This window comes from Aeromonas sp. A04 (assembly GCF_047780465.1).
In the GTDB taxonomy this organism is placed as follows: domain Bacteria; phylum Pseudomonadota; class Gammaproteobacteria; order Enterobacterales; family Aeromonadaceae; genus Aeromonas; species Aeromonas bestiarum.
In genome coordinates this window covers 476870-499287 of record NZ_JBLNHP010000002.1, presented here as the reverse complement: position 1 = coordinate 499287, position 22418 = coordinate 476870, and the positions used below count along the sequence as shown (strand labels likewise).

At 61.4% G+C, this 22418-nt stretch carries 22 protein-coding genes; 12 read left to right on the top strand and 10 right to left on the bottom strand.

The features are described 5' to 3' along the window. Positions 1-25 precede the first annotated feature (25 nt). The 7 genes from ACM3N8_RS10005 (at position 26) to ACM3N8_RS09975 (ending at position 6817) form a co-directional block, all read left to right on the top strand. The gene (locus ACM3N8_RS10005) at positions 26-1129 is read left to right on the top strand and encodes an ElyC/SanA/YdcF family protein (RefSeq protein ID WP_274454353.1); all 1104 of its coding nucleotides are present in this window, start codon (positions 26-28) and stop codon (positions 1127-1129) included. A 317-nt stretch (positions 1130-1446) separates the two neighbouring features. Continuing rightward, complete coding sequence (gene tauA, locus ACM3N8_RS10000) at positions 1447-2421, top strand: taurine ABC transporter substrate-binding protein (RefSeq protein WP_416016058.1); 975 nt, start codon at positions 1447-1449, stop codon at positions 2419-2421. A gap of 27 nt (positions 2422-2448) precedes the next feature. Then, positions 2449-3216 (top strand): taurine ABC transporter ATP-binding subunit, encoded by a 768-nt coding sequence (gene tauB, locus ACM3N8_RS09995; protein ID WP_416016057.1) that lies wholly within the window; start codon positions 2449-2451, stop codon positions 3214-3216. Next, positions 3213-4040: a taurine ABC transporter permease TauC gene (tauC, locus tag ACM3N8_RS09990; RefSeq protein ID WP_416016056.1), complete on the top strand. Its 828-nt coding sequence runs from the start codon at positions 3213-3215 to the stop codon at positions 4038-4040. Before tauB ends, tauC begins: the two co-directional genes overlap by 4 nt. Next, positions 4037-4600: a TauD/TfdA family dioxygenase gene (locus ACM3N8_RS09985; protein ID WP_416016055.1), complete on the top strand. Its 564-nt coding sequence runs from the start codon at positions 4037-4039 to the stop codon at positions 4598-4600. Before tauC ends, ACM3N8_RS09985 begins: the two co-directional genes overlap by 4 nt. After that, positions 4597-4887, top strand: a complete 291-nt coding sequence (locus tag ACM3N8_RS09980) for a TauD/TfdA family dioxygenase (protein ID WP_416016054.1) — start codon at positions 4597-4599, stop codon at positions 4885-4887. The genes ACM3N8_RS09985 and ACM3N8_RS09980 overlap by 4 nt, the downstream gene beginning before the upstream one ends. 238 nt (positions 4888-5125) lie before the next feature. Continuing rightward, positions 5126-6817 carry an alpha/beta hydrolase gene (locus tag ACM3N8_RS09975; protein WP_416016053.1) on the top strand — a complete coding sequence of 564 codons (1692 nt, stop codon included), beginning with the start codon at positions 5126-5128 and terminating at the stop codon, positions 6815-6817. A gap of 103 nt (positions 6818-6920) precedes the next feature. On the opposite strand, the gene ACM3N8_RS09970 is transcribed toward ACM3N8_RS09975, so the two are convergent. The 6 genes from ACM3N8_RS09970 to cyoA form a co-directional block, all read right to left on the bottom strand. After that, positions 6921-8282 carry an MFS transporter gene (locus ACM3N8_RS09970; protein ID WP_274453792.1) on the bottom strand — a complete coding sequence of 454 codons (1362 nt, stop codon included), beginning with the start codon at positions 8280-8282 and terminating at the stop codon, positions 6921-6923. A gap of 275 nt (positions 8283-8557) precedes the next feature. After that, a complete protein-coding gene (cyoE, locus tag ACM3N8_RS09965) occupies positions 8558-9451 on the bottom strand; it encodes a heme o synthase (protein ID WP_043134248.1) in 894 nt (297 codons plus the stop codon). Between the two features lie 10 nt (positions 9452-9461). Next, the gene (locus ACM3N8_RS09960; protein ID WP_025327639.1) at positions 9462-9791 is read right to left on the bottom strand and encodes a cytochrome o ubiquinol oxidase subunit IV; all 330 of its coding nucleotides are present in this window, start codon (positions 9789-9791) and stop codon (positions 9462-9464) included. Continuing rightward, positions 9791-10405, bottom strand: a complete 615-nt coding sequence (locus tag ACM3N8_RS09955) for a cytochrome o ubiquinol oxidase subunit III (RefSeq protein ID WP_416016052.1) — start codon at positions 10403-10405, stop codon at positions 9791-9793. Before ACM3N8_RS09955 ends, ACM3N8_RS09960 begins: the two co-directional genes overlap by 1 nt. A 4-nt stretch (positions 10406-10409) precedes the next feature. Then, a complete protein-coding gene (cyoB, locus tag ACM3N8_RS09950) occupies positions 10410-12386 on the bottom strand; it encodes a cytochrome o ubiquinol oxidase subunit I (protein WP_043134253.1) in 1977 nt (658 codons plus the stop codon). Between the two features lie 3 nt (positions 12387-12389). Beyond that, on the bottom strand, positions 12390-13415 hold the full coding sequence (gene cyoA, locus ACM3N8_RS09945; RefSeq protein WP_084214134.1) for a cytochrome o ubiquinol oxidase subunit II: 1026 nt from the start codon (positions 13413-13415) through the stop codon (positions 12390-12392). 611 nt (positions 13416-14026) lie between these two features. Between cyoA and ACM3N8_RS09940 the strand changes: the two genes are divergently transcribed. Next, the gene (locus ACM3N8_RS09940) at positions 14027-15952 is read left to right on the top strand and encodes an NAD(P)-binding protein (protein WP_416016051.1); all 1926 of its coding nucleotides are present in this window, start codon (positions 14027-14029) and stop codon (positions 15950-15952) included. Then, positions 15949-17148, top strand: coding sequence for a c-type cytochrome (locus ACM3N8_RS09935; protein ID WP_416016050.1), 1200 nt, complete (start codon positions 15949-15951; stop codon positions 17146-17148). Before ACM3N8_RS09940 ends, ACM3N8_RS09935 begins: the two co-directional genes overlap by 4 nt. Positions 17149-17223: 75 nt before the next feature. On the opposite strand, the gene ACM3N8_RS09930 is transcribed toward ACM3N8_RS09935, so the two are convergent. Both ACM3N8_RS09930 and ACM3N8_RS09925 read right to left on the bottom strand, forming a co-directional pair. Beyond that, entirely contained in the window at positions 17224-17559 is a 336-nt protein-coding gene (locus ACM3N8_RS09930; protein ID WP_416016049.1) for a DUF3634 family protein, read from the bottom strand. A 144-nt stretch (positions 17560-17703) separates the two neighbouring features. Beyond that, on the bottom strand, positions 17704-18672 hold the full coding sequence (locus ACM3N8_RS09925) for a nucleoside hydrolase (RefSeq protein WP_274453789.1): 969 nt from the start codon (positions 18670-18672) through the stop codon (positions 17704-17706). A 263-nt stretch (positions 18673-18935) separates the two neighbouring features. Between ACM3N8_RS09925 and ACM3N8_RS09920 the strand changes: the two genes are divergently transcribed. Next, the gene (locus ACM3N8_RS09920) at positions 18936-19496 is read left to right on the top strand and encodes a HutD family protein (RefSeq protein ID WP_416016048.1); all 561 of its coding nucleotides are present in this window, start codon (positions 18936-18938) and stop codon (positions 19494-19496) included. Positions 19497-19601: 105 nt separating this feature from the next. Next, a complete protein-coding gene (locus tag ACM3N8_RS09915) occupies positions 19602-20057 on the top strand; it encodes a PD-(D/E)XK nuclease superfamily protein (protein WP_416016047.1) in 456 nt (151 codons plus the stop codon). A gap of 9 nt (positions 20058-20066) precedes the next feature. Here ACM3N8_RS09915 and ACM3N8_RS09910 read toward each other — a convergent pair whose 3' ends face one another. Both ACM3N8_RS09910 and azu read right to left on the bottom strand, forming a co-directional pair. Beyond that, a complete protein-coding gene (locus tag ACM3N8_RS09910; RefSeq protein WP_043556742.1) occupies positions 20067-20270 on the bottom strand; it encodes a hypothetical protein in 204 nt (67 codons plus the stop codon). A 211-nt stretch (positions 20271-20481) separates the two neighbouring features. Further along, positions 20482-20922 carry an azurin gene (azu, locus tag ACM3N8_RS09905; RefSeq protein ID WP_416016046.1) on the bottom strand — a complete coding sequence of 147 codons (441 nt, stop codon included), beginning with the start codon at positions 20920-20922 and terminating at the stop codon, positions 20482-20484. Positions 20923-21251: 329 nt separating this feature from the next. Here azu and ACM3N8_RS09900 point away from each other — a divergent pair, with 329 nt between their 5' ends. Continuing rightward, on the top strand, positions 21252-22292 hold the full coding sequence (locus ACM3N8_RS09900; RefSeq protein WP_416016045.1) for an FAD:protein FMN transferase: 1041 nt from the start codon (positions 21252-21254) through the stop codon (positions 22290-22292). The last annotated feature ends 126 nt before the right edge of the window (positions 22293-22418 follow it).

The following is a 22418-nucleotide window of genomic DNA, read 5'->3' as shown; positions in this document are numbered from 1 at the left end:
CCTTAACCCCAAGTGGAACGCCATGATGAAGAAAACCGCGATTGCCCTGACCCTGGCCAGCCTGTTGGCTCTGCCAGTGTTTGTCTCCACCAATGCCTGGGCTGCTCCGGTGCGCTCCCTGCAAAAGGAGCAAAACTACGACCAGTACATCAGCAAGCGCCAGGTGGTGGATCAGCTGCTGGCGGATGCCTGGCAGATCTTCAAGTCGCCGGCCCGCATCTCCACCGCCGGCTTCACCGCCAAGATGCCGAGCAACATGGAGCAGGTCACAGAGCTGCTGCTGCAGGCCTATCAGCTCGAACCCTATCGCACCGACCTGCTGATCTCGGCGGCCAACGCCCAGATTTACAACGGCAACGTGGACAAGGCCATAGGCCTGTTCGAGCAGGCGCTCAGCACGGCGCCGGACGACATAGATCTGCTCACCTACCTGGCCACCTGGCAGACCTTCAAGCAAAACCCCGGCGCCGCCCAGGCATACCAGAGCAAGCTGGCGACCCTCAATCCCGGCCGCGCCGCCGATCTGCAGCGCATCCTGGATACGGTGGCCCGCGTCAACGCCACCCCGCTGAAAGAACAGGGGGAGCGTTCACCCAAGCCGGGCAACCGGGCCATCGTCACCCTGGGCTATGCCCTCAACCCCGATGGCAGCATGCACGACATACTGCTGGGCCGGCTGGAAACCACCCGCTCCCTGGCCCAGGCCAACCCGGCGGCGCTCATCATACTGACCGGCGGCGTGCCCCAGAACCGCCAGACCGAGGGCAAGCTGATGGCGGACTGGCTGGTGAAGAAGGGCATAGATCGCTCGCGCATCATAGAGGAGAACTACGCCACCAGTACGGTGGAGAACGCCCTCTACAGCGGCTACGCCCTCGCCCGCCACCAGATCCAGTACGCCACCCTGGTGAGCTCCGCCAGCCATGTGCGCCGGGGCCAGACATTGCTGGAGATCGCCTGCTGGCAGAGCGGCCCGGCCGGGATCCAGATAGACAGCGTCAGCTACCCGGACAAGTCGCTCTCGACCCTGGCCAAGGTGAGCGACAGCGAGTTGCTCGGCATCTACCGCGATGCGCTGCGCACCTATGGGCTGTGGAGCTACCGCTCGGCCCCGCTGATCGAGCGCTGATTAGCGCACCAGAGCCTTCACCGAACATCAGACCCGCCAATATGGCGGGTCTTTATTATTGCCAGCAATATGACTCCTTCAATATTCATAAACCGGGCAAGCATAGCCATAAACCTGTATTGGATGCTGACAATATCAGCCTGCCATTGCCAAGCGGCGAATATCAACCCCTCATATTGAGATATATAAATAACCGCATTGCGTTACCGTTCTTTTTCTAAGAACCATAACTCATCACCCATATATTTTTATTCTTTCATTGTCGCCCGGATAAATGGAAATACTGCGGCTCCATTACCCCGATACGGAGCAGTACCATGACAGGAAAAGGATATTCCCTCTGGCTGGCGGCCCTCGCCATCATCAGTTTGCAGGCCAACGCCGTCGAGGTGACTGTGGCCTATCAGACCTCCGCCGAGCCGGCCAAGGTGGCCCAGGCCGACAACACCTTTGCCCGCGACAGCGGCGCCGAGGTGAAGTGGCTCAAGTTTGACAGTGGCGCCAGCGTGGTGCGGGCGCTCGCCTCCGGCGACGTGCAGATAGGCAACATAGGCTCCAGCCCGCTGGCGGTGGCCGCCAGCCAGCAGGTGCCCATAGAGGTGTTCCTGCTCGCCTCCAGGCTCGGCAACTCGGAGGCGCTGGTGGTGAAACCGGATCTCTCCTCCCCCCAGGCACTGGCCGGCAAACGCATCGCCGTGCCCTTTACCTCCACCACCCACTACAGCCTGCTGGCCGCCCTCAGACACTGGGGCCTGGATCCGGCCAGCCTGCAGATAGTAAATCTGCAGCCACCGGCCATCATAGCCGCCTGGCAACGGGGTGACATAGATGGCGCCTACGTCTGGGCACCGGCCCTCAATGAACTGACCAGGGAGGGCAAGGTACTGACCGACTCGGCCCAGGTGGGCGAGTGGGGCGCCCCCACGCTCGATGTATGGGTAGTCCGCAAGGAGTTCGCCAAGGCTCATCCCGAGGTGGTGCAGGCCTTCGTCAACAGCACCCTGGCGGCCCAGCGCGGCTATCTGGAAAACCCGGCAGGCTGGCTGGCACAGCCGGACAACCTCGCCAAGCTGGCAAAGCTGAGCGGCGTACCCGCAGCAGAGGTGCCCGGGCTGGTCAAAGGCAACACCTACCTGACTGCCCGCCAGCAGAGCGACGAGCTCGCCGCGCTGGTAAACCGGACCATAGTGGACACGGCCCGCTTCCTCAAGGAGCAGGGCAAGGTGCAGACCGCCGGCAGCGATTACAGCCAGTACGTGACCGACCGTTTCGTCAAGGCCCAGGCCCGCTGAACGACCCCAAATGACCAGGAGGCCGCCATGCTGCAACTCACTCACCTTTGCGCCGACTACGACGGCAGACGGGTGCTCGACAACATCAACCTGACGCTGGACGCGGGGGAGCTGATGGTGGTACTCGGCCCTTCCGGCTGTGGCAAGACCACCCTGCTCAACCTGATCGCGGGCTTTCTCACCCACCATCAGGGCCAGATCAGCCTGCTGGGCAGGCCGGTGACCGGCCCCGGCGCCGAGCTGGGTGTGGTGTTCCAGCACGAGGGGCTGCTGCCCTGGCGCAACGTGCTGGACAACGTGGCCTTCGGGCTGCAGCTGGCCGGCCTGCCGCGCCCCGAGCGCGAGGCCAGGGCGCGGGCCATGCTGCGCAAGGTAGGGCTGGAGGAGGCCCACGCCAAGCCCATCTGGCAGCTCTCCGGCGGCCAGCGCCAGCGGGTCGGCATAGCCCGCGCTCTTGCCACCCAGCCGCAACTGCTGCTGCTCGACGAACCCTTCGGCGCCCTCGATGCCTTCACTCGCGAGCAGATGCAGACCCTGCTGCTGCGCCTGTGGCACGAGCAGCGTCGCCAGGTGCTGCTCATCACCCACGACATAGAGGAGGCGGTATTCATGGCCACCGAGCTGGTACTGCTCTCCCCCGCCCCGGGCCGGATCACAGAGCGGCTGACCCTGGATTTTGGCCGCCGCTTCGCCGCCGGTGAGTCGTGCCGCAGCATCAAGTCGGATCCGGCCTTCATCGAGCGGCGCGAATACGTGCTCGGCCGGGTCTTCGCCGAGCGGGAGGTGTTTGCATGACGGCCGCCCTCTCCTCCTCGGCGGTCCCCGCCAACGTGCGCCTGCGCTGGCCCCTGCCACGCAGGCTTGGCTTGAGCCTGCTTAGCCTGACCGCCCTGCTGGCCCTCTGGTGGCTGGTGGCCCGGCTCGGGCTGATAAGCCCGCTGTTTTTGCCGCCCCCCGAGCAGTTGCTGCACCAGTTCATTACCATAGCCGGGCCGCAGGGCTTCATGGATGCCACCCTGTGGCAACACCTCGCGGCCAGCTTGCAGCGCATCCTGATCGCGCTGACGGCGGCGGCCCTGTGCGGGGTGACTGTGGGGATTGCCATGGGGCTGAGCCCCACGGTGCGCGGCATGCTGGATCCGCTGATCGAACTCTACAGACCGGTGCCGCCGCTCGCCTATCTGCCGCTCATGGTGATCTGGTTTGGCATAGGCGAGACCTCCAAGGTACTGCTCATCTATCTCGCCATCTTCGCACCGGTCGCCATGGCAACCCTGGCGGGGGTACAGAGCGCCCAGCAGGTGCGGCTGCGGGCCGCCCGGGCACTGGGCGCCACCCGCTGGCAGGTGTTGTGGCACGTCATCCTGCCCGGCGCCCTGCCGGAAATCTTGACCGGGCTGCGCATCGGGCTCGGGGTCGGCTGGTCCACCCTGGTGGCGGCCGAGCTCATCGCCGCCACCCGCGGCGTGGGCTTCATGGTGCAATCCGCCGGCGAGTTTCTCGCCACCGACGTGGTGCTGGCGGGCATTCTGGTGATCGCCCTGATCGCCTTCATTCTGGAACTTGGTTTACGTGCGCTGCAGCGTCGCCTGACGCCGTGGCATGGAGAAGGACTATGAGCAATACCCTGCACATCACCCCCCTTGGCACCCATATCGGCGCCGAAGTCAGCGGCATCCGTCTGGCCGGATCCTTGAACGAGATCCACTTCGAGCAGCTCCATCAGGCCCTGTTGATCCATCAGGTGCTGTTCTTTCGGGATCAGCCCATCACCCCCCTGGCTCAGCGGGCGCTGGCCAACCGCTTCGGCGATCTGCACATCCACCCCGTCTATCCCCATGCGCCGGAGGCCGAGGAGATCATAGTGCTCGACACCCACCACGAGAATCCGCCGGACAATGACAACTGGCATACCGATGTGACCTTCATAGAGACGCCACCGGCGCTGGCCATCCTGGCCGCCAAGCAGTTGCCGCCGGTTGGCGGGGACACCCTGTGGGCCAGCGGCATCGCCGCCTTCGAGGGGCTCTCCCCCAGGCTGCAACAGCTGCTGGCGGGACTGGAAGCCGAGCACGACTTCAGCAAGTCGTTCCCGGCCCATCGTCACAACGGCAGCCCGGCGGAATATGGACGCTGGCAGGAGGCGGCGGCCCGCCCCCCCCCCTGCGCCACCCTGTGATCCGAACCCATCCGGTGAGCGGCCGCCAGGCCCTGTTCGTCAACGAAGGCTTCACCACCCGCCTGCCCGATCTGCCTGCGCGGGAGAGCGAGGCGCTGCTGGCCTTCCTGTTCGCCCACATCACCAAACCCGAGTATCAGGTGCGCTGGCGCTGGCAGGAGAACGACATCGCCATCTGGGACAACCGGGTCACCCAGCACTATGCCAACGCCGACTATCTGCCGGCCCGGCGGGTGATGCACAGGGCCACCATACTGGGAGACAAACCCTTCTGGCGGGCCTGGTGAGCACGCGGGTATAACCGGCACTCCCTTCATGCCACATGGCCTGTTTAGCGACATTTATTGATCCCGATAAAAATAACGGGGCGCTATGCGGGCCATTATTTTCAAACAACCCAGTTAATGACGCCAAATTATTTTCACCGACATACATTGAAATATTTCCATACAATTACCCACTGCTATTTTTTTGAGTCCATCACGTAACATGCCCGGGTTCAGGCAATATGATGGAAACAAAAAAATGAAATACACGCTGATGATATCTTTGCTGGCGCCGGCTCTGCTGGCGGGCTGCGATCTGGAAAAGAAAGAGGAAGCTCCCTTCAAGGCGCGGCATATCACCGCCGCTTATGACACGGGCAACATCTGCCGCCAATTGCGGCAGGGGTGGCAGGAGGATGGCGTCGCCGTACCCGCCAGCCAGGTCAGTTGCCACTACCTGACGGTGCCGCTCGATTACGACAAGGAGTGGGTCCAGATCAAGGAGACCAAATGGGAGAAACGCCCTGCCCCCGCCCCGGCTGCCACTTTCCTCTCTGGCAACACAAGCCGCTTCTCGACCCCCTCCTGGTCAGGCAACCCCATCCGGGGCGAGATCAAGCAGGAGACCCGCACGGTCAAGGGGGACACCATAGACCTCTTCTATGTGCACTATCGCGCCACCGGCGACTATCGCGGCACCCTCTTCTACAACCCGGGCGGCCCCACCTCGGCCACCCCGGATCTGGGTATCCTGCTCGACATGCTGCGCAGTGCCAACCCCGCCATCCTGGCGCACTACGACATAGTCACCCTGGATCCTCGCGGGGCCGGTTACAGCGCGCTCGGGCATGAACTGCGCAGCTGCCTGCTGACGGACAAGAGCGGCATCCGGCCGGACATGACCCCGGCGCAGCTCGCCCAGATCTTTGCCAGCCGGGACAAGGGCGCCCTGCCGGCGCTCGAGAGCGGTGACGATCAGGGCAAGGCCTTCGGCACTGCGCTGCGGGAGCGCTGCGACGAGCCGTTGAAGCTGCATGCGCCGCACCTGGGCTCGCGGGCCGTGGTCGAGGACATGGAGCGACTGCGCCAGCATCTGGGGCACGACCGCATCACCCCCATCACCTTCTCCTACGGCACCCGCCTCGCCGCCCTCTATGCCGCCCGCTACCCGAGCCACGTGGCCAACCTGGTGGTCGACTCGCCGATGTCCCCTGCCGAGAGCCGCTACCCGGCCATCTTCCGCGGCGATGCCGAGAATGCCAATCGCATCCTTGCATGGCGCTTCGGGGCCGAGGCGCTGCAGCGCAGCATGGCGGTGACCCGCCAGGTGCGCGACAGCGGCCGCTATGTGGACAACATGGGCAATGTGCTCGACCGCGCCCACTGGGAAGCTGTGATGAGCGATGCCATCAGCGGCAGCCAGCACTATGATCAGCTCGCCTTCTGGCAGCAGGATGATGCAGGCCCCCTGCTGACCCGCCTCGCCAAGGAGCAGGCCGACGAGACCCCCTACCAGGATCTGCTGGAAATGCCCTTCTTCAGCGCCATCCACTGCACCGACAACAGCGAGCCCTATGGCTGGCAGGCGCTGGACCCGGAAGATGCCGCCTTCCAGGGGGCCGGCGCCCTGCTGCTGGCCAAGAGCTTCAACACCTGCGCCGACTGGCCTTATCCGCGCCAGCCCATCACCACCTACGGCGCCGGCGAGATAAAGCTCCCGAATGATGCCAGGGCCCTGGTGCTCGGCGCCGAGTACGATCCCAATACCCCCTTCGCCGGCGCCCGCCAGATGCAGGCCGCCTTTGGCAGCGCCGCCCGTCTGGTGCGGGTGGAGCAGAGCAACCGGCACGGCCAGCTGCACTCCTCACAGTGCGCCAGAGACGCCCTCAGCACCCTGCTGCTGGGCGATGCCGCGAGCCTGCCCGCCGAGCAGCCCTGCCTGGCCGACTGAGCTCGCCCCTACTGAACACAGTCCCGCTGAGCACAATCCAACTGAATACTGCCCAACAAAAAGCCCGCCGAATTGGCGGGCTTTTGCATGCTGGCAGACGCCGTTAGACGGCGACCAGCCGCTCCAGATCGCTGCGCGTGAGGCGCTTGCTGTCCACCTTCACATAGAGCGAATGCTCGGCTGGCGCCAGCAGCACATCGCTCACCCCGTCACAGGCGCGGATCTTCTGCTCCAGCGCCGGGCTCGCCTCGACCCCTGCCGGCAGCACTATGCGCAGGCTGCTCACATAGGGGGGCTCCTGCATGGTGAGGCTGACCCCCAGCCAGGCCAGGGCCAACAGGGCGCAACTGCCAAACACCAGCACGCCGCCGCCTAGGCTGTAGAGCAAACCACCCAGGCTGCCGCCTATGGCCACCCCGATGAACTGGCTGGTGGAGTAGACCCCCATGGCGGTGCCCTTGTAACCCGGTGGCGACTCCTTGCTGATGAGTGACGGCAGCAGCGCCTCCATCACGTTGAAGCCGATGAAGAAGAGCTGCAGCCCGGCGAGCAGGCCCCACAGCTGCAACCCGGCCTGCCACAGCACCACTTCGGCGATGAGCATCACCAGCACGCAAGCCTGGAATACCCGCTTCATCTGGCGGCGTTTTTCGGCATAGATGATGAAGGGCACCACGCTGACAAAGGCGACCAGCATGGTGACCAGATAGGCCTGCCACTGGCTGTCACGGGGCAGACCGGCCTGCTCCAGCAGCGGCGGCAGCGCCACGAAGCTCGACATCAGCAGGGTGTGCACGCAGAGGATGCCGAGGTTGAGTTTGAGCAGGCGCGGGTTGGTGAGCACTGTGCGCATCCCGCCCCTGACCATGCTGGACTCGCGATTGAGCAGGTGACCGGTCGGGGTCGGCACCAGCCAGAGGGTGATGGCTATGCCCCCCAGCGCCAGCAGGGCGATGAGCCAGAACAGACCGGACAGCCCCAGCGCGTGGGTGATGAGGGGGCCCGTCACCATGGCGATGGCGAAGGTGATGCCAAAGCTCACCCCGATGAAGGCCATCGCCTTGGTGCGGTTCTGCTCGCGGGTGAGATCCGAGAGCAGCGCCATGACGGCCGCCGAGATGGCGCCGCTGCCCTGCAGGGCACGGCCGAGGATGACGCCCCAGATGGAGTGGGTCAGCGCCGCGATCACGCTGCCCAGCGCAAACATCAGCAGGCCGCCGACGATGAGCGGCTTTCTGCCGATGCGATCGGAGAGCAGGCCGAACGGGATCTGGAACAGCGCCTGGGTCATGCCATAGATGCCGATGGCAAGGCCGATCAGGGCTTCGGAGGCGCCCGCCAGAGACATGCCATAGGTGGTCAGCACCGGCAGCACCATAAACATGCCGAGCATGCGCAGGGAGAAGACGGAGCCGAGCGCCCAGGTCGCGCGGCGCTCGCCCCTCGTCATGGTGAAATCATTCATGATGGCCTCGATAGGTCAAAGAGAAGGGAGACGCAAGGGGTGGATGACGCAAGGCGCGTCACACCCGAACAGCGGGAAAAGTGCCCCGCAGGGCGGCCCCATAATAACAGAGCCGGGAAGGTTCCCGGCTCTGGATTTCATGCATTTAGGGGTGCAGTTCACACTATCAGGGCAGCATGCTCACCAGCACGGGAGTCGCGTCCGGCTGGAAGTCCACCGACATCATCACGCTCAGGCAGGTGATGGTGACGATGGAGAACATGTCCGCGTCAGGATCACGGCAGCATGCTCACCAATACCGGCGTCGCGTCCGGCTGGAAGTCCACCGACATCATCACACTCAGGCAAGTGATGGTGACGATGGAGAACATGAACAGCTTGCGGGCCCAGAGGGAGTCATCGACCGCCTGCTTGTAACCCGACAGCGCCATGCCCAACCACCAGACGCTAACCGCAGTGGCGACGATCAGATACTTGTAACCGGCGTAACCGCCGAGGAACAGCATCAGGGTCGGCACCATGAAGGCCAGTATGTAGAGGGTGATGTGGTGTTTGGCCACGACAATCCCCTTCACCACCGGCAGCACGGGTATGTTGGCGGCCTGGTAATCCTTGAAGCGGAAGATGGCAATCGCATAGGAGTGCGGCATCTGCCACAGGCTGAAGATCGCCAGCAGGATCAAGGCACCCGAGTCGAACTGACCGCTCACGGCGCAGTAACCGATGACGGGTGGCGCGGCGCCGGAGAGGCTGCCGACCAGGGTGCCATAGACGGAGTGACGCTTCATGTAGAGGCTGTAGACCCCCACATAGACCAGGAAGCCCAGCACTGCCAGCAAGGCGGCCAACGGATTGGCCGCAAAGTAGAGCAGTGCAATGCCCGCAACGCCCAGCGCGCTCGCATACCAGAGCGACACACCGGGGGCGATCAGCCCCTTCACCAGGGCGCGGTTCTTGGTGCGCTCCATGATGCAGTCGATGTCCCGGTCGATGTAGTTGTTGAACACACAACCGGAGGCCACCACCAGGGAGACACCCACCATGGTCAGGATGAACAGGGGCACGTCCAGGCTCCCCTTGGAGGCCAGCAGGAATCCCCCGATAACCGAGATGAGGTTACCGAAGATGATGCCCGGCTTGGTCACTTGCAGGTATTGCTTCATCATCACATCAAGCCGCTCAGTGAACCATCATGTTGATGTTGAGGTTGTACATGATCCACAGGGAACCCACGACCACGATGGCGATGATGAGCACGGTAAACACCAGTGCCACCAGGTTCCAGCGCTCCTCTGACGAGGTGTTCATGTGCAGGAAGTAGATCAGATGCACGAAGATCTGCACCACCGCCATGGCCACCACTGTGCCCAGCACCATGGCGTGGGAGGCGGAGCCATCCATCACCATCCAGAAGGGGATCGCGGTCAGGATGAGTGACAGCACGAACCCTGTCATGTAGGACTTGACGCTGCCGTGGCTCGCGCCGTGATTGTCAACGGAATGACTCATTACATGACCCCCATCAGATAGACCACGGTGAAGACGCAGATCCACACCACGTCCAGGAAGTGCCAGAACAGGCTCAGGCACATCAGGCGAGTACGGTTGTGCTCGGTCAGCCCCTTCTTGCTGATCAGCACCATCATCACGATGATCCAGACCAGGCCACTGGTCACGTGGATCCCGTGGGTACCGACCAGGGTGAAGAAGGCGGAGAGGAAACCGCTGCGCTGCGGGCCGAAGCCCTCGGCGATCAGATGGTGGAACTCGTAGATCTCCATGGCGATGAAGCCGGCGCCAAGCAGGAAGGTGACCAGCAGCCAGGTATTGACCGCGGAAACCTTGTTCTTGTTCATGGCCAGCATGCCGAACCCGAAGGTGATGGAACTCAGCAGCAGCAGCATGGTTTCGGCGAACACGAACGGCAGCTCGAAGATGTCCTTGCCGCTCGGGCCGCCGGCGGTGCCGTTGACCAGGACTGCATAGGTTGCGAACAGGGTCGCAAACAGGATGCAGTCACTCATCAGGTAGATCCAGAAACCGAACACCTTGGTGGCACCGGCATCATGGTGCCCATGATCGTCATGGGCGCCGTGAGTGTGATGTAGAACGTCAGTCGCCATGGAATTAAGCCACCTTGTTGATATTGTCGAAATGCTGACCTTCGATGCGCTCGATCTCGTCAACCTGCACGTAGTAATCCACGTCCTCATTGAAGCTGTGGACGATCCAGGTGGCTATCATGCCGACGAAGCCGGCGATGGCCATCCACCAGATGTGCCAGATCATGGCAAAGCCGAACACCACGCTGAAGGCGGCGATGATGACACCGGCACCCGAGTTTTTCGGCATGTGGATGGGAGCGTACTGGGCCGGGCGCAGGAAGGCAGAACCGTCTTGCTTGGCTTCCCAGAAGGCATCCAGACCTGTGATCTTCGGCTCGATGGCGAAGTTGTAGAAGGGCGGCGGTGAAGAGGTCGACCACTCCAGGGTACGGCCACCCCAAGGATCGCCAGTCAGATCGCGGTTCTTCTCGCGGTCACGAATACTGACCACCACCTGGATCACCTGGCACAGGACGCCGATGGCGATCAGGCCGGCACCGCAGGCAGCCACTACCAGCCAGCCGTGGAACTCGGGATCTATGTTCTGGCTGACCCGACGGGTCATGCCCATGAAGCCCAGCACGTAGAGCGGCATGAAGGCCACGAAGAAGCCGGTGATCCAGAACCAGAAGGCACGCTTGCCCCAGACCTCATCCAGCTTGAAACCGAATGCTTTGGGGAACCAGTAGGTGATACCGGCGAAGCAACCGAACACCACGCCGCCGATGATGACGTTGTGGAAGTGGGCGATCAGGAACAGGCTGTTGTGCAGCACGAAGTTGGCGGCCGGCACGGAGAGCAGTACCCCCGTCATGCCACCCACGGTGAAGGTGATGATGAAGCCGACGGTCCACAGCATGGGCGAGGTGAACTCGATGCGACCGCGGTACATGGTGAACAGCCAGTTGAAGATCTTAACCCCGGTCGGGATCGAGATGATCATGGTGGTGATGCCGAAGAAGGCATTCACGTTGGCACCCGATCCCATGGTGAAGAAGTGGTGCAGCCAGACCACGAAGGAGAGCACGGTAATGGCGATGGTCGCCCACACCAGGGAGGTGTAGCCGAACAGCTTCTTCTTGCAGAAGGTCGCCACCACTTCGGAGAAGATCCCGAACACCGGCAGCACCAGGATATACACCTCGGGGTGACCCCAGGCCCAGATCAGGTTGATGTACATCATCATGTTGCCACCCATGTCATTGGTAAAGAAATGGGTACCCAGGTAACGGTCTGCGGTGAGCAGGGCTATGGTGACGGTCAGGATCGGGAAGGAGGCGATGATCAGTATGTTGGCGCACAGGGCGGTCCAGGTGAACACCGGCAGCCGCATCATGGTCATGCCGGGGGCACGCATCCGGATGATGGTGGCAAAGAAGTTGACACCGGTCAGCAGGGTTCCCAGACCCGAGATCTGCAGACTCCAGATCCAGTAATCGACCCCGACCCCGGGACTGAACTCCTTGCCCGACAAGGGCGGATAGGCCAGCCAGCCGGTCTGGGCAAATTCACCGACCCCGAGGGAGACGTTGATCAGCACCACGGCGGCGGCGGTAAACCAGAAGCTCAGGTTGTTGAGGAAGGGGAAGGCCACGTCACGGGCACCGATTTGCAGCGGCACCACTATGTTCATCAGGCCGATCACCAGTGGCATGGCCACGAAGAAGATCATGATGACGCCGTGGGCGGTGAAGATCTGGTCGTAGTGGTGGGGCGGCAATATGCCCTCGCCACCGGCCGAGGCCATCACCTGCTGGGTACGCATCATGACCGCATCGGCAAAGCCGCGCAGCAGCATGACCATGCCCAGGATGAGATACATGATACCGAGACGCTTGTGATCCACAGAGGTGAACCACTCTTGCCACAGATACTGCCACTTGCCGAAATAGGTGATCAGCCCGGCGATGGCCAGCCCGCCCAATAAGATAGCGGCTATCGTGACCATGATAATGGGTTCATGGTACGGGACAGCGTCGAGCGTTAATTTTCCAAACATCAATTATTCCTCGGATCCTGCTTTCACACTCTTGTCATCCATCGGCATGGCCATATGCCCGGCATGATCCATTTGTGCATCATGGGTCATCTCGTCATGGTCCATTGCTTGATGATCCAGGGTGTCGCCATGCTGCATGGCACCTTCGTGGGCCATGCCCTGGTGCTCACCCGGTTTCATGTCACCCATGAACTTGTTGATCACGTTGACGAACAGGGCCGGGTCGGCACTGGCGAAATACTCCACCGGATTGTTCTGGCTCTGCTTGGCCAGGGCCTCGAACTCGGCCATGGTGGCGAGCATCTTGGGTGACTGTTTCACCTTGGCGACCCAGGCATCGAAGTCGGCCTGATCCCGCGTGGCGATGGCCTGGAACTTCATGCCGGAGAAACCGGCGCCGCTGTAACTGCCGGAGATCCCCTTGTACTGGCCCGCCTCGTTGGCGATGAGATGCAACTTGGTCTGCATGCCCGCCATGGCGTAGATCTGACCGCCCAGCTGGGGAATGAAGAAGGAGTTCATCACAGTGTCTGAGGTCACCCGGAAATTGACCGGGGTATTGACCGGGAAGGCCAGTTCATTGACCGAGGCGATACCCAGTTCCGGATAGACGAACAACCACTTCCAGTCGAGGGAAATAACATCGACCTGGATCGGTTTGACGTCCGATTCCAGCGGTTTATAAGGATCCAGCGAGTGGGATGTTTTCCAGGTAATGACCGCCAGGATGGCGACAATAATGACGGGTACAGTCCAGACGACCGCTTCAATCTTGTTGGAGTGAGACCAATCCGGGGTGTATTTGGCATTGGTATTGGATGCTCTGTATTTACGAGAGAATACCACTGCCATAATAATCACAGGGATCACTACAATTAACATCAGCCCGATGGCCGTTAATATCAGTGATTTCTGTTCCAGACCAATCTGCCCTTTGGGGCTCATTAGAGCCATGTCGCAACCACTGAGCAAGCCGGTTGTCGCGAGCAACAGCAAGGCGCCCAAGCCCCTTTTTACATCAGGTCTCATGCCGTTTCCTCATCTTCGCAAGGCGTAAAGTTGTAATAAAAACGCATCATTCTATTGCATCGGGGGGGGATGTGAACAACATGAAAAATTAATCCCGAACTTGTGTGCGGTTTGGGATTTCCCTGTGAAGCATGTTAATGCCTTGACGGCAAGGCATTTATCAAATCCCACAAATCACAAACTCATCATTAACAGACCATATTTCATCCAATTGTTGTTGATTGAATAGACAGATAGCTGCTTCACCCTATATTTGGCAGGGTTAAATCGCCCCGCTCGTTGCTATTTGTATAAAATATCGACGCTATTTTCGGCGCCGCCGCCGAACAGACAGATCATTGAGTGGAACTCAATCCGGACCATAATTAATCAAATTAAACTCTAATTAATTCCATGGATTTGATGGGGCCATAGTCCGCAAAGATGCATATTGCATGCATTTCCAGGGGCCGGATCCATCACAGGACTCATCATTTTGTTTAATAAGTTATTATCAAAGCCATGGACTCCATCCGGATATGGCGTTAGGTTGCGCCCCTTCGTTACCAAGCCAGTCACGAATTCAACCCTATCCCATTTCCCATTTGACTCTTCATACAACAGGGATTGCCATGAGTATCACACGCAGAGACTTTCTCAACGGCGTAGCCATAGCGATTGCGGCCGGTGTCGCCCCCATCAATCTGCTGCAAGCGGCGCAAGGCGGCAACGCGCTGGCCGACAAGACGCTGGCCTATCCGCCCGCCCTCACCGGCCTGCGCGGCAACCATCCGGGCTCCTTCGAGCCGGCCCACAGCATAGCCCGCGACGGCAAGCAGTATGACTTCGCCAATGTCCCCCTCGAGGGGGAGTACGATCTGGTGATCGTCGGTGCCGGCATCAGCGGCCTGGCGGCCGCCTGCTTCTATCAGCAATTGCTCGGCGCGGACAAAAAGATCCTGCTGCTCGACAACCACGACGATTTTGGCGGCCACGCCAAGCGCAACGAGTTCACCACCCCCGATGGGCTGCGGCTGGGCTACGGCGGCAGCGAATCCCTGCAATCGCCGCGCTCCGTCTACAGCCCCATTGCGCTCGGGCTGCTCAAGGCGCTCGAAGTCAACATCGACGAGCTGGCCAAGGGCTTCCAGCAGACCTTCTACCCGGATCTGGGGCTCAGCCGCGGCGTCTACTTCGACGAGCAGCACTTTGGCGTCAACAAGGTGGTGAGCGGCGATCCGGGCCACAACGTGGCCGACGACATCCCCCGCGATCGCTTGAACGGCCGCCCGCTGGCACAGTTCATCGGTGACTTCCCGCTCGACGAGAGCGACCGTGCGGCCCTGCTGGCCCTGCACGAAGAGAAGATCGACTACCTGAGCGGCATGAGCCGGGAGGAGAAAGACCTCTGGATGACCCGCAACAGCTACACCAGCTTCCTGCGCGACAAGGTGGGGCTCAGCGAGCGGGCGATCACTTACTTCCAGCAGCGCACCAACGACTTCCAGGCGGTCGGCATAGACGCCACCGCCTGCGCCGATGCGCGTCTCTGTGCCCTGCCGGGCTTCAACGGGCTGGATCTCACTCCCCTCGATGCCGAGGAGCAGGCGGAGCTGGACGATCCTTACATCTTCCACTTCCCGGACGGCAACGCCGGGCTGACCCGCTTGATGGTGCGCAAGCTCATTCCGCAGGTGGCCCCCGGCCACACCATGCAGGACGTGGTGCTGGCCAAGTTTGACTACGGCAAGCTCGACGTGGCGGAGCACAAGGTGCAACTGCGCCTTGGCAGCACGGCGCTGCAGGCCAAAAACGTCCGCCTCGCCGATGGCAAATCGGCGGTGGATGTCACCTACATCAAGGAAGGGAAACTGCATCGAGTGCGGGCCAAGCAGTCAATCATGGCCGGTTACAACATGATGATCCCCTACATGGTGCCCGAGCTGCCGGAGCCCCAGAAGGAGGCGCTGCGCCAGAATGCCAAGGCGCCGCTGGTCTACACCAAGGTGGTGATCAAGAACTGGCACGCCTTCGTCAAACTCGGCGTGCACGAGGTCTATTCACCGGCGGCCCCCTACAGCCGGGTCAAGCTGGACTACCCGGTCAACCTCGGCGGCTACGAGCATCCCAAGAGCCCGGATCAGCCCATGTGCCTGCACATGGTCTATGTGCCGACCCTGCCGGGCAGCGGCCTCTCGTCCCGCGAGCAGTCCCGCAAGGGGCGCGCCATGATCCTCGGCATGCCGTTCGAGCAGCACGAGCAGATGATCCGCGAGCAGCTGCAGGGGATGCTGGGCAGCGCCGGTTTCAACCACCAGCAGGATATCCTTGCCATCACGGTCAACCGCTGGTCCCACGGCTACTCCTACATCACCAACACCCTGTTCGATGACGAGGCGCAGTGCGAAAAATGGATTGAGCTGGGTCGTCAGCCCATAGGCAACATCACCATAGCCAACTCCGACTCGGACTGGAGCCCCTACGCCCACTCCGCCATCGATCAGGCCTGGCGTGCGGTCAACGAGCTGGTCGCCATGCAGAAGGGAGGTGCCCAATGAACCGCGCCCTGTCACTGACCGCCAGCGCCCTGCTGCTGGCCCTACCCGCCCTGGCTACACAGGCAACGCCTGCCATGTCGGCGGGGGAATATGTGGCCAAGCTGGGGGATTGCGCCGCCTGTCACACCAGCGAAACCAGCCAGCCGCTGGCTGGCGGCAAGGGCTTCCCGACCCCGATCGGCACAGTGTTTTCCACCAACATCACCCCCGACAAGAGCCACGGCATCGGCAACTACAGCCTGCCGGAGTTCATCAAGGTGATGCGCGAAGGGGTGGCCCGGGATGGTCATCGGCTCTATCCGGCCATGCCCTACACCGCCTACGCCAAGATGAGCGACACAGATCTCGGGGATCTCTACCAGCATCTGATGAAGGAGGTGCAGCCGCTGGCGGTGGCCAACAAGGAGAGCGACATCCCCTGGCCGCTCAACATACGCTGGCCGCTGATGGGCTGGAACTGGGTCTATCACGATGACAGCCGCTTCACCCCGGTGGCGGGCAAGAGCGAGCAGTGGAATCGCGGCGCCTATCTGGTGCAGGGTGCCGGTCACTGTGGCAGTTGCCACACCCCGCGCGGACTCGGCATGCAGGAGAAGGCGCTGACCGAGGCGGACCCCCTCTATCTGAGCGGCGCCACCCTGGATGGCTGGTATGCCCCCGACATCCGCGGCACCCGCTACGACAAGCAGGCGCTGATCGATCTGCTGAAAACCGGTCGCAGCCAGCATCAGGCCGTCTCCGGCCCCATGGCGGAAGTGATCACTCACAGCAGCCAGTACTTCAGCGACGCGGATCTGGCCGGCATAGCCACCTATCTTATCGAGATCGGAGATAATACGCCGCCAGCCCAGGGCAACCGGGCCTACGCCAACGCGGGCGGCAAGGCGGACTATGCCATGTACTGCTCCACCTGCCACGGGGTCAACGGTCAGGGCAATGATGGAGTGATTCCATCTCTGGTGGGCAACCAGACAGTGCTGGCCGACGATCCGGCCAGCCTGCTCAACGTGCTGCTGTACGGCGCCGAGACCCCCATTACCCAGGGTCATATCGGCTACCGCATGCCGGGTTATGGCTGGACCCTCAACGACGAACAGGTGGCCGGGCTGGTCAACACATTGCGCGCCTCCTGGGGCAATGAAGGGGTGGCCATCAAGCCGGCCACCGTCAAGGCCCAGCGCGCGCTGCACGAATAAGCCTGCGCCGCACCACCTCTGCCATAAAAAAACGGGCCTCCAGTGGAGGCCCGTTTGTTGTGTGCGAGCGCGGCGTCAACCCTTGCGCGGTTTTGAGCCCGGCAGGGGCGCCGTCGGCTGGCGGTAATCGGCATAGGGGAAGACATTGCGAAAACGCTGGGCCACCGGCTCGGGGATGGAGCGGGAGAAGACCAGCTTGACGCCGTCTCCGTCACGCTGACCCAGAATGCGGCCCCGCACCGTCTCGTGGCGCAGTATCTGCTTGGCATGCTCAATGAACGCGGGAGACACCTTGCCCCGCTTGACCACCAGCTTGCCCGGCGCAAGCCGGATCTCGAACAGGGCGCCCCGTCCCAGCTTCATCAACCACCAGATCAGGGCAATCGCCACCAACAAGGATAACCAGGCCATCTATTTCCCTCCTAACGACTCGATATCCACACGCAGGTCAGGCCATCTCGGGCCCTTCCGGTCGCGCCATGGCTGCCAGTATAAGCCGCCATTGCCCCCGATTGTTTGGCGGGGATCACAGCCGCAGCGTCATTTGAGCGCCACTCAGCAATCCTTGCCCCAGGCCACCAGCGTCTCGCGATAGAGTGCCAGCAACGCCTGATCCCGCACCGCCACCCCGACCTGCTGGGCACGATAGTCGGCCCAGCCGTCGTGGGGATGGGACTTGCCATCGAATTTTTGCAGGGTATGGCCGATGGCCGGGCCCTCGTTGATGACCCGCACCGGCCCTTCCCGCAGGGTGAACAGGGTCGGATCTATCACGTAGGCGATGGCGGAGGGATCGTGCACGTGGCAGCCATCCAGACCGATGCGCTCCGAGTAGAAACGCAGGTAGAAGCGGCTCACATCCCACAGGAAGCGGCCCGGCTCACCCGCGTCATCGCGCAGCGCATCCAGATAGGCGCTGCTGAAGAAGCTCTGCTGGGTCACGTCCAGCCCTATGATCACCACGGGCCAGTCGGCGGTAAACACCCGGTCGGCGGCATCGGGATCGTCGTGAATGTTGGCCTCGGCATAGGGGGTCACGTTGCCGCGATGGCCGTTGACGCCAAAGGCGCCCCCCATCACCACCACCTGCTTCACCAGGGTGGTGATCTCCGGCGCCTCCTGCAGTGCCAACGCCAGGTTGGTGAGCGGTCCTATGGTGACCAGGGTGATCTCGCCAGGCGCGGCCTTTACCGACTCGACGATATATTGCCAGGCGGGTCTGGGATCCGCCGTGATGGTCACCTCCCCCGCCTCCACGTCCCCCAGTCCGCTCGGGCCGTGCACGACCGTGGTCGGCCCCACCGGCTCGCGGCGCAGCGGGGCCACGGCTCCCTTGGCCACGTCCGCCTTCATGCCATATTTCTGCTTGAGCCAGAGCGCGTTGCGGGTGCCGTTGTCTATGGTGGCATTGCCAAATACCGTAGTGATGGCGAGCAGCTCGATGGCGGGATGCGCCTCGGCAAACAGTATTGCCATGGCGTCGTCGATACCGGGATCCGTATCCAGAATGATTTTGTGGGCCATGGGGCCTCCAGACAGCAAGAGAGTTGCCAGTGTAGCGACCTCCCGCCCGTTTAACAGCGCAGGGATCACAGCCTGAGGGTTTCCCCCGACCCGGCCCCGTCGAGTGGCGGCATTTTGAGCAGGCCAGGTGGCAGACGGGCCAATGCGCCTAAATAGTGGCCAACCGGACGAACGCGAAGCGCCGCTGCCTTGTGAGCCGGCCTGGGGGATGATATCACTTGGCCTCATTGCCCCTTCTCTCACTCCACTGCCGAGGCGCCATAGTGATCACCCTGATTAAAGAGTCTGACCAGCTGAAGATGCCCTGGAAGAACAAGCAGGGCACCACAGCCCAGATCCTCATCGCCCCCAAGGGCGCCACCCTGGACAAGCTCGACTTTGACTACCGGCTGAGCTCGGCCCCCATCAAGGCCGCCGGCCCCTTCTCCAAATTTCCCGGCTATCAACGCATCCTGCTGCCCATCAGCGGCGCCGGCTTCGTGCTCAACGGCCATCCCTATGCCACCTTAGAGGCGGCCCACTTCAGCGGAGACGATGAAACCCACTGCGAGCTGCTGAAAAAAGAGGTGACGGATCTGGGGCTCATCTACGATCCCGCGCGCATCGGCGCCAACGTGCGGGTGCTCAATCTGCCCTTCCCGCTTAGCCTCAGTCTGGAGGCCGACAAGACTTACCTCTGCCACCTGCTGAGCGGCCAGCTCGACGTTGAGGGCCAAGCCGTCGCGGTCAACGAGACGCTGGTGGTCACGGGGGAAGAGAGCATACGACTGGAGTGCCAGAAGAAGACGGCCATCGCCTTCTTTACCTTACAATCAATTATTTAATAAATTTAACCTTTGGGGCCATGGTCAAAAAACACTCCACCATATTGAATCTTATTAATGGTGGAGTAATATGGATCTCTCTATGTTTTTGTGATGAGAGATCCTATGCAATACACATTTGATGGGTTTGAAACACCACCTGAACACACCACTGAAGAAGAAAAAAGCAATCAACAACTTCAGAAAAGAATGAGAGATATTCTAGAAGAATTTCAATATGTTGAAGATAATCATCTATCGACACACAAAACATTCAAGTCTAGAGTGCCTTATGAAGATCTCTATGGACTTAAAGCCATAAGTGCTTTTGTAATTAACCACCCAGTTGATGGATTAACTCGAATAGAGCCTCATCAACAACAAGTCTCCGGCTCTGTTGACCGCAAATTTCCTTTCTTTTTACAAAGTGCGTATAAAGCCCCCGAACCAAATGTCATTATTTTAATCGAAGGCCAAGGCCATAAAAAGGCCGCCTTCGAATGGTTAAAATCTGAATCAGCCAAATACACCACCAAAAATATCAAATGCTATGACTTGGCAGAATTTGCACTTTGGCTCTGACCTCTTAGATCAGCGCTTGGGGGCGCGGCCCCCGCTGTCGAGACAGGCCTGCATGCTGTCGTAGGGAACATAATGCTTGGTGCGGCTGTAGTAGGTGCCGCCCTGGGGGTGGCAGATGCCGCTCCTGCTCTTCTTGACCGGGGGCTCTGCCGCCAGCGCCAGGGCGCACACCAGCAGCAGGCAACAGCTGACCACCCATTTGACTGCTCTCATCACCCACATCCATTCTGAGTCTGGGGCGACAGGCCCCGCTTGCGGCCTATTCTATCCCGTCCAGGACGCGGCCACTCCTCGCCAGATCACGAAATGAACCATTCATTCAATCGCTTGGCTCCTCTGCACCGCGCGATCGACACCAGGTATCCGCACCATAAAAAAAGCCGGGGCAGCCCGGCTTTTTCTTCATGACCACCCGACAAGCGCTTTAACCGATCTTGAAGGTGCCCTTCATCATGGCGAAGTGGCCGGGGAAGGAGCAGAAGAAGGTGAGGTCTTTGCCGGCCAGGCCGTCGGTCTTGAAGGTGACGCTGGCGCTCTCGCCACCACCCACCAGCTTGGTGTGGGCCAGCACGCGCGGATCATCCTTGGGCAGGTAGTTGTTGTCGGCACCGGCACTCATGCCTGCGGTGGCCACGGCCTGATAGTCGGCGGTATTCGCCAGCGCCCAGTTGTGACCCATGGCGGTCACCGGCATCTTGCCGGTGTGATTGAGGGTCACGGTCACCTCTTTGCAGGTGGCAGGTACGCTCATCTCTTTGAGGTTGTACTGCATGGCATCATTGCCTTCGATGACCAACGCGCACTCATCGGCCAGAGCCGGGGCAGCCAGGGTACTCAGAAACAGCAGGGTAATCGCCTTTTTCATCATCCTCTCCTTTGATTGGCAATAGATGGCAACACGATTGCCTGCAGGCTGGCGCCGGACTGGCAAAGATGCTGTCAAAATCGACCTTATTCTACTCAAATGTAGTCAATCGGCTATGGCTTTAGTGCAAAGCTGCGGGTCAGGTCACCAGATTGACCATATTCATAACAGACGCTGAACCTGAATGGATACGCATCAATCCCTCCCCCGGCCCACCCCTGTTTAATTTTCTCCCGCCATTTTCCACACGGCCACTCGCCAGCCGCCAGCCGCTTGGCTAAGCTGGCGGCCCATGGCACCAGGCCCTGTTCAAGATAGAGATATTGCTTATGTCGTTTCCCCCGGTATTGGCCCTGCGCGGCCTCTTGCTGACCCTGGTACTGGCGCTGACCGCCTGCCAGCCTGCACCGACCCAGACCCGCATTCAGGGCAAGACAATGGGTACCTATTACGTGGTGACTGTGAGCGATCCCTTCCCGGGGGGCGAGCCCGCGCTGCAACAGGAGGTCGATTCCCTGCTGGCGCGGATGAACCACGAGATCTCCACCTATGATCCGAATTCCCTCATCTCCCGCTTCAATCAGAGCACGGGCAAGCCGCCCACTGTCATTCCGGCGGCCATGGCCAGGATAGTGCAGCAGGGCATGGATGCCGGGCACCTCACCCAGGGCAAGCTGGACGTCACAGTGGGGCCGCTGGTCAACCTGTGGGGATTCGGCCCGGACAAGCGCCCGCTCAAGCGGCCAGATGCCGGGCAAATTGCCGCAGCCCGCCTCAAGGTAGGCATAGACAAGCTGAGCCTGACGCCGGAGGGGGATCACTTCCTGCTCGGCAAGACAATCCCGGCGCTCTACCTCGATCTCTCCACCCTGGGTGAGGGGGCCGCCGCCGACGAGATAGCCGGCCTGCTCGAGAGCAAGGGGGTACACAACTACCTGATCGAAGTGGCCGGCGCCGTGCGCAGCAAGGGCAACAACGGCAAGGGCAACCCCTGGCGGGTGGCCATAGTCGAGCCGTCCGATCAACCGGGGGCCTTCTCCGATGTGGTGAGCCCGAACGGCATGGCGCTCAGTACCGCCGGCAGCTATCGCAACTATTACGAGCTTGATGGCCAGCGCTACTCCCACATCATAGATCCCGCCACGGGCGCGCCTGTGACCCACAAGCTGGTCTCCGCCAGCGTGATCACCCCGACCGCACTGGAAGCCGATGCCCTCGACACGGCGCTCATGGTGATGGGGCCCGAGCAGGCCATGGCCTTCGCCAGGGAACACCAACTGGCCGTCTACCTTATCGTCAAGACAGAGCAGGGATTCGAAGCCAGATTCACCCCCCAATTCGCCCCCTATCTGATCCCCAAACAGCCATAAAAACGAGGCCCCGCCGTGCGGGGCCTCGCTGTTTTCAAGTTGGCACTGCACGATGGGAATGTGGTGAGGCGCCGGGGTCACCGTCTGTTTGGGCAGCTCGGCCTGGTACTGGCATGTATTCTCGGC

Excerpts from the sequence above, each read along its gene's own strand:
- ACM3N8_RS09970 (WP_274453792.1), bottom strand. The coding sequence starts at position 8,282 with ATGAATGATTTCACCATGACGAGGGGCGAGCGCCGCGCGACCTGGGCG.
- ACM3N8_RS09910 (WP_043556742.1), bottom strand. The coding sequence starts at position 20,270 with ATGAGAGCAGTCAAATGGGTGGTCAGCTGTTGCCTGCTGCTGGTGTGC.
- ACM3N8_RS10005 (WP_274454353.1), top strand. The coding sequence starts at position 26 with ATGAAGAAAACCGCGATTGCCCTGACCCTGGCCAGCCTGTTGGCTCTG.
- ACM3N8_RS09930 (WP_416016049.1), bottom strand. The coding sequence starts at position 17,559 with ATGGCCTGGTTATCCTTGTTGGTGGCGATTGCCCTGATCTGGTGGTTG.
- tauB (WP_416016057.1), top strand. The coding sequence starts at position 2,449 with ATGCTGCAACTCACTCACCTTTGCGCCGACTACGACGGCAGACGGGTG.
- cyoA (WP_084214134.1), bottom strand. The coding sequence starts at position 13,415 with ATGAGACCTGATGTAAAAAGGGGCTTGGGCGCCTTGCTGTTGCTCGCG.
- cyoB (WP_043134253.1), bottom strand. The coding sequence starts at position 12,386 with ATGTTTGGAAAATTAACGCTCGACGCTGTCCCGTACCATGAACCCATT.
- ACM3N8_RS09975 (WP_416016053.1), top strand. The coding sequence starts at position 5,126 with ATGAAATACACGCTGATGATATCTTTGCTGGCGCCGGCTCTGCTGGCG.
- ACM3N8_RS09915 (WP_416016047.1), top strand. The coding sequence starts at position 19,602 with ATGCAATACACATTTGATGGGTTTGAAACACCACCTGAACACACCACT.
- ACM3N8_RS09960 (WP_025327639.1), bottom strand. The coding sequence starts at position 9,791 with ATGAGTCATTCCGTTGACAATCACGGCGCGAGCCACGGCAGCGTCAAG.
- ACM3N8_RS09925 (WP_274453789.1), bottom strand. The coding sequence starts at position 18,672 with ATGGCCCACAAAATCATTCTGGATACGGATCCCGGTATCGACGACGCC.
- ACM3N8_RS09985 (WP_416016055.1), top strand. The coding sequence starts at position 4,037 with ATGAGCAATACCCTGCACATCACCCCCCTTGGCACCCATATCGGCGCC.
- ACM3N8_RS09900 (WP_416016045.1), top strand. The coding sequence starts at position 21,252 with ATGTCGTTTCCCCCGGTATTGGCCCTGCGCGGCCTCTTGCTGACCCTG.
- ACM3N8_RS09940 (WP_416016051.1), top strand. The coding sequence starts at position 14,027 with ATGAGTATCACACGCAGAGACTTTCTCAACGGCGTAGCCATAGCGATT.
- tauA (WP_416016058.1), top strand. The coding sequence starts at position 1,447 with ATGACAGGAAAAGGATATTCCCTCTGGCTGGCGGCCCTCGCCATCATC.
- ACM3N8_RS09955 (WP_416016052.1), bottom strand. The coding sequence starts at position 10,405 with ATGGCGACTGACGTTCTACATCACACTCACGGCGCCCATGACGATCAT.
- tauC (WP_416016056.1), top strand. The coding sequence starts at position 3,213 with ATGACGGCCGCCCTCTCCTCCTCGGCGGTCCCCGCCAACGTGCGCCTG.
- azu (WP_416016046.1), bottom strand. The coding sequence starts at position 20,922 with ATGAAAAAGGCGATTACCCTGCTGTTTCTGAGTACCCTGGCTGCCCCG.
- ACM3N8_RS09935 (WP_416016050.1), top strand. The coding sequence starts at position 15,949 with ATGAACCGCGCCCTGTCACTGACCGCCAGCGCCCTGCTGCTGGCCCTA.